This is a genomic window from Bosea sp. AS-1 (assembly GCF_002220095.1).
Taxonomy (GTDB): Bacteria; Pseudomonadota; Alphaproteobacteria; order Rhizobiales; family Beijerinckiaceae; genus Allobosea.
Window position 1 is genome coordinate 1156530 of record NZ_CP022372.1, and the last position, 12867, is coordinate 1169396.

13 protein-coding genes are annotated in these 12867 nt (G+C 66.7%); 10 read left to right on the forward strand and 3 right to left on the reverse strand.

The window, feature by feature from the left end; translation table 11 throughout:
* The first annotated feature begins 15 nt into the window (after positions 1–15).
* From CE453_RS07065 to CE453_RS07105, 9 genes are all read left to right on the forward strand, one after another.
* Positions 16–1812, forward strand: a complete 1797-nt coding sequence (locus CE453_RS07065; protein ID WP_089173938.1) for an adenylate/guanylate cyclase domain-containing protein — start codon at positions 16–18, stop codon at positions 1810–1812.
* An 82-nt stretch (positions 1813–1894) separates the two neighbouring features.
* Positions 1895–2557 carry a hypothetical protein gene (locus CE453_RS07070; RefSeq protein WP_089173939.1) on the forward strand — a complete coding sequence of 221 codons (663 nt, stop codon included), beginning with the start codon at positions 1895–1897 and terminating at the stop codon, positions 2555–2557.
* Complete coding sequence (locus CE453_RS07075) at positions 2554–3804, forward strand: glycosyltransferase (protein WP_089173940.1); 1251 nt, start codon at positions 2554–2556, stop codon at positions 3802–3804. Before CE453_RS07070 ends, CE453_RS07075 begins: the two co-directional genes overlap by 4 nt.
* Positions 3801–4946 carry a glycosyltransferase family protein gene (locus CE453_RS07080; protein ID WP_089173941.1) on the forward strand — a complete coding sequence of 382 codons (1146 nt, stop codon included), beginning with the start codon at positions 3801–3803 and terminating at the stop codon, positions 4944–4946. Before CE453_RS07075 ends, CE453_RS07080 begins: the two co-directional genes overlap by 4 nt.
* A 166-nt stretch (positions 4947–5112) precedes the next feature.
* A complete protein-coding gene (cobS, locus tag CE453_RS07085) occupies positions 5113–6099 on the forward strand; it encodes a cobaltochelatase subunit CobS (RefSeq protein WP_089173942.1) in 987 nt (328 codons plus the stop codon).
* Positions 6100–6114: 15 nt separating this feature from the next.
* Positions 6115–6465 (forward strand): GFA family protein, encoded by a 351-nt coding sequence (locus CE453_RS07090; protein WP_089173943.1) that lies wholly within the window; start codon positions 6115–6117, stop codon positions 6463–6465.
* Positions 6466–6473: 8 nt separating this feature from the next.
* Positions 6474–6890: a GNAT family N-acetyltransferase gene (locus tag CE453_RS07095; RefSeq protein ID WP_089173944.1), complete on the forward strand. Its 417-nt coding sequence runs from the start codon at positions 6474–6476 to the stop codon at positions 6888–6890.
* Positions 6887–8785 (forward strand): cobaltochelatase subunit CobT, encoded by a 1899-nt coding sequence (cobT, locus tag CE453_RS07100; RefSeq protein ID WP_089173945.1) that lies wholly within the window; start codon positions 6887–6889, stop codon positions 8783–8785. The genes CE453_RS07095 and cobT overlap by 4 nt, the downstream gene beginning before the upstream one ends.
* A complete protein-coding gene (locus tag CE453_RS07105) occupies positions 8785–9780 on the forward strand; it encodes an esterase-like activity of phytase family protein (RefSeq protein WP_089173946.1) in 996 nt (331 codons plus the stop codon). The genes cobT and CE453_RS07105 overlap by 1 nt, the downstream gene beginning before the upstream one ends.
* Before the next feature lie 107 nt (positions 9781–9887).
* Here the strand turns inward: CE453_RS07105 and rpmB are convergent, their stop codons facing one another.
* A complete protein-coding gene (gene rpmB, locus CE453_RS07110) occupies positions 9888–10175 on the reverse strand; it encodes a 50S ribosomal protein L28 (protein WP_055727258.1) in 288 nt (95 codons plus the stop codon).
* A gap of 291 nt (positions 10176–10466) precedes the next feature.
* Here rpmB and CE453_RS07115 point away from each other — a divergent pair, with 291 nt between their 5' ends.
* The gene (locus tag CE453_RS07115; RefSeq protein WP_157732929.1) at positions 10467–11279 is read left to right on the forward strand and encodes a DUF3108 domain-containing protein; all 813 of its coding nucleotides are present in this window, start codon (positions 10467–10469) and stop codon (positions 11277–11279) included.
* Between the two features lie 24 nt (positions 11280–11303).
* Here the strand turns inward: CE453_RS07115 and CE453_RS07120 are convergent, their stop codons facing one another.
* A complete protein-coding gene (locus tag CE453_RS07120) occupies positions 11304–11645 on the reverse strand; it encodes a DMT family transporter (RefSeq protein WP_089173948.1) in 342 nt (113 codons plus the stop codon).
* Positions 11642–12826: a pyridoxal phosphate-dependent aminotransferase gene (locus tag CE453_RS07125; RefSeq protein WP_089173949.1), complete on the reverse strand. Its 1185-nt coding sequence runs from the start codon at positions 12824–12826 to the stop codon at positions 11642–11644. The genes CE453_RS07120 and CE453_RS07125 overlap by 4 nt, the downstream gene beginning before the upstream one ends.
* Positions 12827–12867 lie beyond the last annotated feature (41 nt).

Consider the following 12867-nt stretch of genomic DNA (forward strand, 5'->3'; position numbering starts at 1 on the left):
GGAGCAGGTTGTCCCATGAGTCTGCCACAGTCCGCCGGCGCCAGGAGCGGCGCCATGGGGGCCGGCATGGAGCAGGTTTCGTCCTGGAGCCGCGACATCCGCTTCATCTCGGGGCTGATCCTGCTCGCCTTCGCGACCTCGCATTTCATCAACCACGCGGTCGGCATCTTCGGTGTGCACGCGATGGAGCAGGTGCAGCAGTGGCGCTACTGGTTCTGGCACACTTGGCCGGGTACCGTGGCGCTCTACGGCTCCTTCATCGTCCATCCGTTCTTCGCCCTGCTGCGGGTCGCCCAACGCCGCACCTTCAAGATGCCGGCGCGCGAGATGCTGCAGATCGCGCTCGGTCTCGCCATTCCGCTGCTTCTGGTCGACCACATCATCAACACGCGGGTGGCGGGCGCCTATTTCCAGATGGACGAGAGCTACCACTCGGTGCTGCGGCGGCTCTGGCCGCATTCGGCGCTGACTCAATCGCTGCTGCTCGTGCTGGTCTGGACTCACGGGATGATCGGGATCCATTTCCTGCTGCGTTCGCGCGAGAGCTATCGCCACTGGCGCGACGTCTTCCTGCTTGGAGCGATCCTGGTGCCGCTGCTGGCCCTGATCGGCTTCTTCGTCGCCGCCCGCGAGGCCCAGCTGATGGGGTTGCCGCCCGAGTTGGTCACGCCGGCACAGCAGGCGATGGTCGCCTTCAATGTGGCCTCGGCCAAGGCGGTGTTCTACGGCCTCGTCGGCTGCTTCATGGTCTTCGTCGCCGCGCGCGAGGTGCGGGTGCGCACCACCCGCCAGATCACCATGCGCTTCGTCGGCCATGGCACGCGGCGTCTTGTGCCCGGGCCGACGGTGCTGGAGATGTTCCGTCGCTTCGGCATTCCCCATGCTGCGCTCTGTGGTGGGCGTGCGCGCTGCGCCACCTGTCGGGTCCTGGTGATCGACGGCGCCGATACGCTGCCCAAGCCGGGGCCAAACGAGGCCAAGCTGCTCAGGCGGATCTCGGCGCCGGACCGGGTCAGGCTCGCCTGCCAGATCCGGCCGCGCGACGATCTGCAGGTCCAGATCCTGCTCGCCTCGCGCCTTAACGCCACGCCGGGCAGAACCCTCGAGCCCGACGCGACCCTGGGTCGTCGCGATCTAACCGTGATGGTCGCCGATCTGCGCGCCTTCTCGGCGCTGTCGGAGCGGCAGTTGCCGCAGGAGCTGATCGGCCTGCTCAACCGCTTCTTCGACGAGATGAGCCAGGCGATCACCGCGCATGACGGGCGCATCGATGCTTTTTATGGCGATGGCTTCATGGCGGTGTTCGGCCTTGAAGGTCCGCTGGCGAAGGCCGCGCAGGCGGCGATCGCTGCGGCGGCCGACATCGTGCGGGCGGTCGAGGCGCTCAACCGCGAGTTCGGCGCGGCGCTGCCGCTGCCGCTCAGGATCGGCATCGGCATCCATACCGGCAACGCCATCATCGGCGCCGTCGGGAACGACAATCTCGGCCGGCGCGAGATCACGGTCGGCGAAACGGTCATGATCGCGAGCCAGCTCGAATCGGCGACGCGTCGCGTACTTTCCGATGTCGTCGTCTCGGAGGACACGATCCGCGCGGCCGCCCGCAGCTATCCCGGCACCACCGCGCTCAAGGTTGCGATCAAGGGGCGCGAGACGCCGCTGGCTGCTTTCGGCTTTGCCAGCGCGCCGGAAGTCTCCCGGCGCAAGCGTGGCGACGAGGCGCCTGTCGCGGCCACGGCGGCAAGGAGCGGTGACGGTCCTGCGGCCGAACCGGCGGCATCGGAGCCGGGGTCCGACCCGACGGAAACGTGAAACCGGACCGCTCTGGCCTTTGCGCGCGGGCCTGCCTATGGTCCGCGCGCCTAGCCCCGCCATTCCGCGCTCCTAACGAACCATGACGCCAGAACCGCCCGTCGAGGCCTTTCATGACCTGTTGCGCGGCATGGCGGCGCTGTCGGGCAACCGCATCGTCGCCGACGTCGCTCGGCTCTACGGCAAAGGCGCGCCGCCCGATCTCTCGATCGCCTGCAATCACAAGCAGATCGCCTCGAAGCAGTGGCTGGTCGAGGCGCTGGCCGGCACCTTGCCCAGGCCCGATGGCCCGATCTGGGTGCTCGGCGCCTGGTATGGCGTGCTCGGTGCGCTGCTGCTCGACGACGAAAGGCTGGAGATCGGGCAGGTCGTCAGCCTCGATATCGATCCCACCTGCGCGCCGATTGCCGAGACGCTGAACCATCGCCATGTCGCGACCAGCCGTTTCCGGGCCGTCACGGCCGACATGACGGAACTGGACTTCGCCGCGCTGTCGCCGGCGCCGGGGCTCGTCGTCAATACGAGTTGCGAGCATCTCGACGATGTTCCGGGCTGGCTGTCGAGCTTGCCGGTCGGGTTGCCGCTGCTGCTGCAGTCGAACGATTACTATCGCGAGCCCGATCATCGCAGCTGCGTGTCGTCTCTCGACGCCTTCCGCGAGCAGGCGGGGCTGGCCGAGCTCTGGTTCGCGGGGGCGCGGCCGACGAATAACTACACCCGCTTCATGCTGATCGGCCGGCGATGACCGGTCCCGCATTGCCACGCATCGCGATCGCGATGAAGGGCTATCCGCGCCTCTCGGAGACGTTCATCGCGCAGGAACTGCTCGGCCTGCAGCAGCGCGGCCTGGCCTTCGAGATCTGGTCGCTGCGCCACCCGACCGACGCCGATCGGCACCTGATGCATCGCCAGATCACGGCGCCGGTGCGCTATCTGCCGGAATATCTGCATGACGAGCCGGGCCGTGTGGCGCGCGGCATGCTCGCTGCACTGATGCGGCCAGGCCTTTTTCGGCTCCTGCCGACGTTCCTGCGCGATCTCCTGCGCGACCGGACGCGCAATCGCTGGCGCCGCTTCGGCCAGGCCTGCGTCATGGCGCGCGAATTGCCCGCCGGCATCCGGCACCTGCACGTCCACTATCTGCACACGCCGGCTTCGGTGATCCGCTATGCGGCGTTGTTGCGGGGCTTGAGCTGGTCCTTTTCCGCTCATGCCAAGGACATCTGGACGACGCCGGACTGGGAGAAGCGCGAGAAGATCGCCGCTGCCTCCTGGGGTGTCACCTGCACGCAGGATGGGCACCGCGAACTGGAGCGGCTGGCAGAGCGGCCCGGTAAGGTCGAGCTGCTTTATCACGGGCTCGACCTTGCCCGGTTCCCTGGACCCGAGACACGGCCAGCGCGTGATGGCTCCGCGGCGGCGGATCCCGTGCGCTTCGTCACGGTCGGTCGTGCCGTGGCGAAGAAGGGTTTCGACGACCTGCTCGACGCGCTGGCGAGGCTGCCCGCCGGATTGCACTGGCGGCTGACCCATATCGGTGGCGGCGAAAGGCTGAAGGCACTCAAGCAGCAGGCGCAGGCGCTCGGGCTGGCGGAACGGATCTCCTGGGCCGGGCCAAAGGCGCAGGGCGAGGTGATCGCCGCCCTCCAGGAGGCCGACATCTTCGTGCTGCCTTCGAAGCAGGCCGGCGACGGCGACCGTGACGGCCTGCCCAACGTGGTGATGGAAGCGGCGAGCCAGAAACTGCCGATTGTGGCGACCGATTTTGCGGGAATCCCCGAATTCGTGCGGCAGGGGCAGGAAGGGCTGCTGGTTCCCCCGGGCGATATCGATGCGCTGGCGGCTGCCTTGGCCGAGCTTGCGATTGCTCCGGGATGGCGCTCCGCGCTTGGCGATGCCGCCTTCCAGCGGCTGAGGGGGGCATTCTCGGCCGCGGCGGGGCTCGACCGGGTCGCGGTCATGCTGCGCGCTGCATCGGGGGAGGGCGCATGAGCGGGACCGTGCTGATCGTCGTCACGCACCTGCTCGGCAGCGGGCATCTGGTGCGGGCGGCGCATCTGGCGCGGGCGCTGGCGCGAGGCGGCTTTGCCGTGACGCTTGCCAGTGGTGGTATGCCACTCCGACCGATGGAAGGCGAGCCTTTCACCTTCGTGCAGCTTCCGCCGGTCCGGACGGAAGGCGTCGACTTCCGGACCTTGCTCGACGAGAGGGGGAGGGTGGTCGAGCCGGAGCGGATGGCGACCCGCTTGGCGGCGTTGGAGGAATTGACGACGCGGCTGCGGCCGGATGTCGTCGTCACGGAACATTTTCCGTTCGGCCGGCGGCAATTGGCCGATGAATTCCTGGCGGTGATCGCGACCGCCAAGGCGATCAACCCGAGGGTCCGCATCCTCTCCTCGGTGCGGGATGTACTGGTGACGCCCAAGCCCGCGCGTATCGTGGAAGCTCAGGAACGCATCGCGCGGTTGTTCGACGCGGTGCTGGTCCATGGCGAGGAGGACTTCCTGCCGCTCGATCGCTCCTGGCCGGTCGATGCGATGCTGGCTGCGAAGCTGAGCTACACGGGATATCTGGCCGATACGCCGATCATGGGAGCGGCGCAGGAGGCCGGCGAGATTCTCGTCTCTGGCGGCGGTTCGGCTGCAGCCCTGCCGCTTTTCGAGCTCGCTCTCGGCGCGGCGCGGCACGGGGCGGCGACGTGGCGCTGGCGTCTTCTCGTCGGGCGGGGCGTTTCGGAGGAGGCCTTCCAGCGGCTCGTGGCCGAGGCGAGAGACCTGGCGATCGTCGAGCGGGTGCGATCCGATTTCCCGGCTCTGCTCGCCGGTTGCGCCCTTTCGATCAGCCAGGCCGGCTACAACACGGTGCTCGACCTGATCGCAGCGCGGCGCCCCGCTATCGTCGTGCCCTTCGACGCGGGTGCCGAGACCGAGCAAGCGATCCGGGCTGAGGCGCTGGAACGGGCCGGGCTTGCGCTCTGCCTGCGGCTGTCCGGGCAGCCGCCGATGACGGCGGAGGCGCTGGTTCGCGCGATCGAAGCGCGGATTGGGCGATCAGTACCGCGCGGCAGCCTGCGTCCCGACGATGGAGGGCGCGCTGTCGCAGCGGTGAAACTGCTCCTGGCCGAGCGGCGTTGATTTCTTCGAGACCGTGAGCCGGCATGCCCTTTGCGAAGGCCGGGTTGCAGCTTTGCGAATTGCCGCTTCCTGGCTTTCGCTCTAAGGAGGAATGATCCGCCTCCCTCCTCGGTCGGCACTGGGTAACCGGCAAGATGCCGGCCATGGCCCTGCGCCCGGAGACAAGATGATGACGACGACGACTGCGCCCGGCCTGCCCGACATGAAGCTGTCGGTGCGCCAGACTTTCGGGATCGATACGGATCTCGAAGTGCCGGCCTTCTCCGCAGCCGATCCGCATGTGCCGGATCTCGACCCGGATTATCGTTTCGACCGCGACACCACCATCGCGATCCTCGCCGGCTTCGCCCACAACCGACGCGTCATGATCTCGGGCTATCACGGCACCGGCAAGTCGACCCATATTGAGCAGGTCGCGGCCCGCCTTAACTGGCCTTGCGTCCGCGTCAACCTCGACAGCCACGTCTCGCGCCTCGATCTCGTCGGCAAGGACGCGATCGTGCTGAAGGAAGGCAAGCAGGTCACCGAGTTCCAGGACGGCATCCTGCCCTGGGCCCTGCAGAACAACATCGCGCTGGTCTTCGACGAATACGATGCCGGCCGCCCGGACGTGATGTTCGTGATCCAGCGCGTGCTGGAGCAGTCGGGCAAGCTCACGCTGCTCGACCAGAAGCGCGTCATCCGCCCGCATGCGGCCTTCCGGCTGTTCGCCACGGCCAATACGGTCGGTCTCGGCGACACTTCGGGCCTCTATCACGGCACGCAGCAGATCAACCAGGGCCAGATGGACCGCTGGTCGATCGTCACCACGCTGAACTACCTGCCGCACGACAACGAGGTCGCGATCGTGCTGGCGAAGTCGAAGCACTACCAGAAGAGCGCCGAGGGCAAGGACATCGTCAACAAGATGGTCCGCGTCGCCGATCTCACCCGCAATGCGTTCATGAACGGCGACCTTTCGACCGTGATGAGCCCGCGTACGGTGATCACCTGGGCGGAGAACGCGGCGATCTTCGGCGATATCGGCTTCGCCTTCCGCGTCACCTTCCTGAACAAGTGCGACGAGATGGAGCGGACGCTGGTGGCCGAGTTCTTCCAGCGCTCCTTCGGCAAGGAACTGCCGGAAAGCGCCGCGAACGTGGTGCTGAGCTAAGGGGAGACACGAGCCATGGCGCAGTATCAGGGCAGCTGCCATTGCGGACGGGTTGCCTATGAGGTCGAAGCCGATCTCGGGCAGACGATCTCTTGCAACTGCTCCTACTGCCAGCGCCGCGGCTCGATCCTGACCTTCGCGCCAGCCAGCGCCTTTACCCTGACCAAGGGCGAGGATGCGCTGACCGAGTACCGTTTCCACACGCAGAAGATCCAGCATCTGTTCTGCGAGACCTGCGGCATCGAATCCTTCGCACGAGGGGCGATGCCGGACGGCACACCGATGGTCGCAGTCAACGTACGCTGCCTCGCCGGCGTCGAGCCGGCCGCATTGTCGCCGACGCAATATGACGGGCGTTCGCGCTAGGAGGGGTTGTGGTCGCGATCACGGTCGAGCCCGAGCAGGACGAGACGCGCGCCGCCGTGCTGCGGGGCCTCAGCGCCCATAACCAGGTCCGGGTCGGCCCCCGCAATGGCAAGCCGCTGACGATCAGCCTGCGCGACGGCAACGGCGACATCCTCGGCGGGCTGGTCGGCGAATTGAAGTGGGAATGGCTTCATGTCGATCTGTTCTGGATCGACGAGAGTCAGCGCGGCACCGGCCGGGGCGCGGCCATGCTGGCGCAGGCGGAGCAGGAGGCGAGAGATTATGGCGCGCGCGGCGTCTATCTTTCGACGATGAGCATCCAGGCGCCGGGCTTCTATCCCAGGCTCGGCTATCGCGAGTGCGGCCGCATGGAGGATTATCCGGTGGCCGGTCAAACGCTGCATCACTTCACGAAGGCGCTATGAGCATCTCGAACCGCAAACCCGGAACGCCGAAGGAAGCCCCGGCCGAGCCGCTGAAGCGGGCGATCTCGGGCGCGATGAAGGCGATCGCACGCAAGCCGGAAATGGAAATCGTCTTCGCTGCCGACAAGCCGTCGCTGGTCGGCGAGCGGGCACGCCTGCCCGAGCCACCGCGGAAGCTGACGGCTGGCGACGTTGCGATCCTGCGCGGCCATGCCGATTCGATGGCGCTGCGCCTGGCCTGCCATGACGCGGCGATTCACCGCCGCGCTGCGCCGGAAGGCGATGCGGCGCGAGCCGTCTTCGACGCCATCGAGCAGGCGCGCGTCGAATCGATCGGCGCGCGGCGCATGTCCGGCACTGCGGGCAACATCACCGCCATGCTGGAAGACCGCTATCATCGCGGTGGGCGCTACGAGGAGATCACAGACCGCGCCGATGCGCCGCTCGAGGATGCGTTGGCGCTAATGGTGCGTGAGCGGCTGACCGGGCTGAAGCCGCCCAAGGCGGCGGAGAAGATCGTGGATCTGTGGCGCGAGCAGATCGAGGCCAAGGCCGGCGACGACCTCGACCGGCTGGCGAAGTCGATCGAGGATCAGCGTGGCTTCGCGCGCACGGTGCGTGACATGCTGGCGGCACTCGACATGGCCGACCAGACGGCGCAAGGCGACGAGTCCGAGGAGGACGAGGACAATCAGGATCAGTCCTCCGAGGATCAGCAGCAGCAGGAAGGCGAATCCGACCAGGAGAGCGGTTCCGATCGCTCCGAGGTCGAGGTCAGCGAGGATGCCACCGAGGAGCTGGAAGACGGTGCTTCCGAATCGACCGATGCGCCGGCCGGCGACTGGGAGGAGGAGGACGAGAACTCCGAATCCGAGGAGGCCGGCGAAGCTCCGCGTCCGCGCGAGGGCAAGAGCGACGGCCGCCTGGCGACGGACTACAAGGCCTATACGACCAAGTTCGACGAGACGGTCACAGCCGAGGAGCTCTGCGACGCCGAGGAGCTGTCGCGTCTGCGCGCCTATCTCGACAAGCAGCTCGCGCATCTTCAAGGCGTCGTCGCCAGATTGGCAAACCGGTTGCAGCGGCGCCTGATGGCGCAGCAGAACCGTTCCTGGCAGTTCGACCTGGAGGAGGGCGCGCTGGATCCGGCCCGCCTGCCGCGCATCATCATCGACCCGTTCCAGCCACTGTCCTTCCGGCAGGAATCGGACGTGAACTTCCGCGATACGGTGGTCACGCTGCTGATCGACAATTCCGGTTCGATGCGCGGGCGGCCGATCACGGTCGCGGCGACCTGCGCCGACATCCTGGCGCGGACGCTCGAGCGCTGCGGCGTCAAGGTCGAGCTGCTCGGCTTCACCACGCGCGCCTGGAAGGGCGGGCTCTCGCGCGAGGCCTGGCTGCAATCGGGCAAGCCGGCGAATCCCGGCCGTCTGAACGATCTGCGCCACATCATCTACAAGGCAGCGGATGCCCCATGGCGCCGGGCGCGCAAGAATCTCGGCCTGATGATGCGCGAGGGGCTGCTCAAGGAGAACATCGACGGCGAGGCGCTCGATTGGGCACATAAGCGCCTGCTTGGCCGGCCCGAGCAGCGCAAGATCCTGATGGTGATCTCGGATGGAGCGCCGGTCGACGATTCCACGCTCTCGGTCAATGCCGGCAACTATCTGGAGCGGCATCTGCGCCACGTCATCGCCGAGATCGAGACGCGCTCGCCGGTCGAGCTGATCGCCATCGGTATCGGCCACGACGTCACGCGCTACTACCGCCGCGCCGTCACCATCGTCGATGCGGAAGAGCTTGGTGGCGTGATGACCGAGAAGCTCGCCGAGCTGTTCGAGGAAGACGGGCCGGCTGCCGGTTCCGGCTCCACGTCGCGCCGCCTGCACTGATGCGTCTCAGCCGTCGCGGCCTGCTGGCGGGGTTGGGTTCGCTCGCGCTACCGCGGGCGGCGCTCGCAATCGAACAGAATCGCTTTCCCGTCGAGATCAGCGCCCGGCGCATCGCGGCCTTCGAGCCACGTAATCCCGACCGGCGGCGCTTCGGCGCCCTGCAATTCCGCGGCGGGCTGGTGCTGTCCTGCGGTCATCCGCGCTTCGGCGGGTTCTCGGGGTTGTCGCGCTCCGCCGATGGCAGGGATCTCGTTTCGGTCAGCGATCGCGGATACTGGCTGACCGCGAAGATCGTTTCACAAGATGGCCGGCCAATCGCGCTGGACGGCGGCGAGATGGCGGCGATTCTCGGCGCTTCGGGACGTCCCCTGGCCCGCTCCGGGCTCTACGATACCGAAAGCCTCTGCATTGCCGACGGTATCGCCTATGTCGGGATCGAGCGCCGGCACGAGATCGTGCGTTTCGACTGGGCGAGGCAGGGGACCGAAGCGCGGGCGCGCTCCGTACCGGTGCCGGCTGAAATCAAGCGGCTGCCGCGCAATCGCGGGCTGGAGGCTCTCGGCGTCGTACCGAGCGGACCGCTCAAGGGAGCGCTCGTTGCCATCGCCGAGCGGTCTGGCCGGCAAGACGAGCCGACGCTTGGCGTTATCCTCGGCGGCTCGCAGCCCGGGCTGTTCAAGCTGGCGCGGCGTGATGGCTACGACATCACCGATCTGGCCTTCCTGCCCTCGGGCGACATGCTGGTGCTGGAACGCTGGTACCAGCCGCTACGCGGTGTGGGCATGCGGATCAGGCGAATCGCGGGGCGTGATCTCAAGCCCGGAGCATTGCTCGACGGGCCTCCTCTGATCGAGGCGGATCTCGGCTTCGAAATCGATAATATGGAAGGCCTGTCCATTCATCACGAGGATGGGCGGACGATTCTCACCTTGATCTCGGACGACAATTTCTCGTTCCTGCAGCGGACGCTGCTGCTGGAATTCGAGCTGGCATAGCGCCTGCCTTCAGCTTCTATCGTCCGGCTCTGCTGGGGAGACAGTGACCCGCCAACGAAAAAAGCGACCTCGCGGCCGCTTCCTTCAAACCCGAAAAGGTCGCTCGCTCAGTTGGCGGCGAGCTTCTTCTCAAGATCACGCTTCAGCGAGAGCGCGCCGACCGAGAGGTCAGCGGCTGCGGCCTTGAGCAGGAAGGCGTCGAGGCCGCCACGATGCTCGACCGAACGCAGGGCGTTGGCCGACACGCGCAGGCGCACCGAACGGCCGAGCGCGTCCGACTGCAGCGTCACGTTGACGAGGTTCGGGCGGAAGACGGTCTTCGTCTTGCGGTTCGAGTGGCTGACGAGGTGGCCGGTCTGGGTGGCTTTCCCGGTCAGTTCGCAACGGCGGGCCATGGTTATCGTTCCTTGCATCCCCGGGGGGCTCAAATAAAAATGCCGACACGCGACGTGCCGGCCATCGAGCACCGGAAGTCAAATTGAAGTCGCGGTTCCATAGCCAAGGCCGGAGCCTGCGTCAAGAAAAACTCCAAGGCTCGGGATGGCGATCCGTCAGCGTTAACGGATCGTAAAGCGCCGGGCCGGATGCTTGGTCCGAAACTCGCCCGCTGACGCCGCCAGTGGTCACGATTCGGACCGATTCACAGTGCATGTCGCGGCATGACCGCGCCGCTCCGGAGGAACTGGATGAAGCCCGCCGTCGCATCGTCCCTGGCAGGTGTGATCCTCGCAACCTCCGTTGCCACCGCAGCAGGGGCGGCTTCGCTCGACGCCAGATACGATGTCTCGCTCCTGGGAATCACCTTCGGCAAGGCCGGCCTCAGCGGCAATATCGACGGCTCCGCCTACAAGCTCGACCTCGTCGCCAAGCTGACCGGCGTGGTCGGAGGCGTCACGGGCGGGCGGGGCTCGGGCGCCGCGAGCGGGGCCTTCGTCGGCGGCAAGCTTTCCCCCAAGACCTTCGCGGTGAGCTCGGCGAGCTCCAGCGAGAGCCGTACCGTGCGGATGGCACTTGCCGAGAACAGCGTCGCGGGGCTCGATATCGAGCCGCCGATCGATGAAAAGCCGGATCGCGTTCCGCTGACCGACAATCATAAGCGGAATATCGTCGACCCGCTCAGCGCCTTCATCATGCCGGTCAACGGCAAGGGCAAGGACGGCGCCTGCAACCGTGTCCTGCCGATCTTCGACGGCGCGGCGCGCTACGACATCAAGCTCTCGAGCGCGGGCACGCGCAACGTCAAGCTCGAAGGCTATAGCGGGCCGGTTTCGGTCTGCCACGCACGCTACGTCCCGATCGCCGGTCACAGGGCACTGAGGCCCAGCACCAAGTTCATGACCGAGAACAAGGACATCACGACCTGGCTCGCGCCCGTGGCGGGGACCGACGTGATGGTGCCGGTGCGCATCTCGGTGAAGACGATGATCGGCACGGCCGTGATCGAAGCGTCGAGCTTCAAGGTCGATCCGGGCGTGACCGCGAGCGCGGCCCGGAACTGAGGCGCGCCTGCTGCGGTCAGCGCCTCAATGCGCCGCCGATTTCGAGAACAGGTTGATCACCACGACGCCGGCGATGATCAGCGCCATGCCGATGAGGGCCGGTGCGTCGAGCTTCTGGCCGAAGAGTGCTAGTGCGATCAGGCTGATCAGTACGATGCCGATACCCGACCAGATCGCATAGGCGATGCCGACGGGGATCGTCCTGAGCGTGATCGACAGACAGTAGAAGGCGCAGAGGAAGGCCACGACCGTGATCAGCGACGGCACGAGCCGCGTGAACTCCTGGGACGCCTTCAGCGCCGAGGTGCCGATCACCTCGCTGACGATGGCGACCGCCAGCCAGAGATAGCCTGGCGCCTCCTTCATGCAGCCTTGGCCTGTTCGAGGAAGCTCTTCATCCGCTCCAGCGCCTTCTCGATGTTTTCCAGCGAATTGGCATAGGACAGGCGGATATAGCCCTCGCCATGGACGCCGAAATCGGGGCCGCCGATGGTGGCGACACCGGCCTCGTCGAGCAGGGCAGAGGCGAGTTTCTTCGCCTTCCAGCCGGTCTGCGAGACATTGGGGAAGGCATAGAAGGCGCCCTTCGGCGTGATGCAGGAGACGCCGGGAAGCTCGTTCAGCCCCTTCACCACTGCCTTTCGGCGCCGATCGAACTCGGCGACCATGGCGTGGACGGCGTCCTGCGGGCCGGTGAGCGCCGCCAGACCCGCCCATTGCGCTGGGGCATTGACGCAGGAATGCGAGTTCACCGCGAGCTTGCGGGCATTGTCGTAGAGCGGCTTCGGCCAGACCGACCAGCCCATGCGCCAGCCGGTCATCGCATAGGTCTTCGACCAGCCATTGAGCAGGATCAGCCGGTCGCGAATTTCGGGATAGCTCAGCAGGCAGACGTGCTTCTCGCCGTCATAGACCATCTGATCGTAGATCTCGTCGGACATGATCGCGACGTCGGGGAAATTCGCGAGGCCCGCGACAAGCTTGTCGACCTCGCTCTTGGGCGTGACGCCGCCGGTCGGGTTGGCGGGCGAGTTGATGATCAGCAGCCGGGTCTTCGGCGTGATCAGGGCCAGCGTCTCCTCGGCCGAGAAGGCAAAGCCGTTCTCCTCGCGGATCGGCACCGGGATGGGCGTCGCGCCGGTGTATTCGATCATCGAGCGATAGATCGGGAAGCCGGGGTCCGGATACAGGATCTCGGCGCCGGGCTCGCCGAACATCAGGATCGCCATGAACATGGTGACCTTGCCGCCGGGCACGATCATCACGCTCTCCGGCGAGACATCGACCGAGAAGCGCTTGTGCAGATCGGCGGCGACGGCCTCGCGCAGCGGCAGGATGCCATTTGCCGGGGTGTAGCCGTGATGGCCGTCGCGCAGCGCCTTCACCGCCGCCTCGACGATATGCTCGGGCGTCGCGAAGTCCGGCTGGCCGATGCCGAGGTTGATGATGTCCTTGCCCTGACGCTGAAGCTCGGTCGCGCGCGCCAGCACGGCGAAGGCGTTCTCCTCGCCGATGCGACCGAAGGAGGGGACGACATGCAGGGTCATGATGGCCTCGGGCTCGATTGTTTCCGACGGCCGGCTTGCGG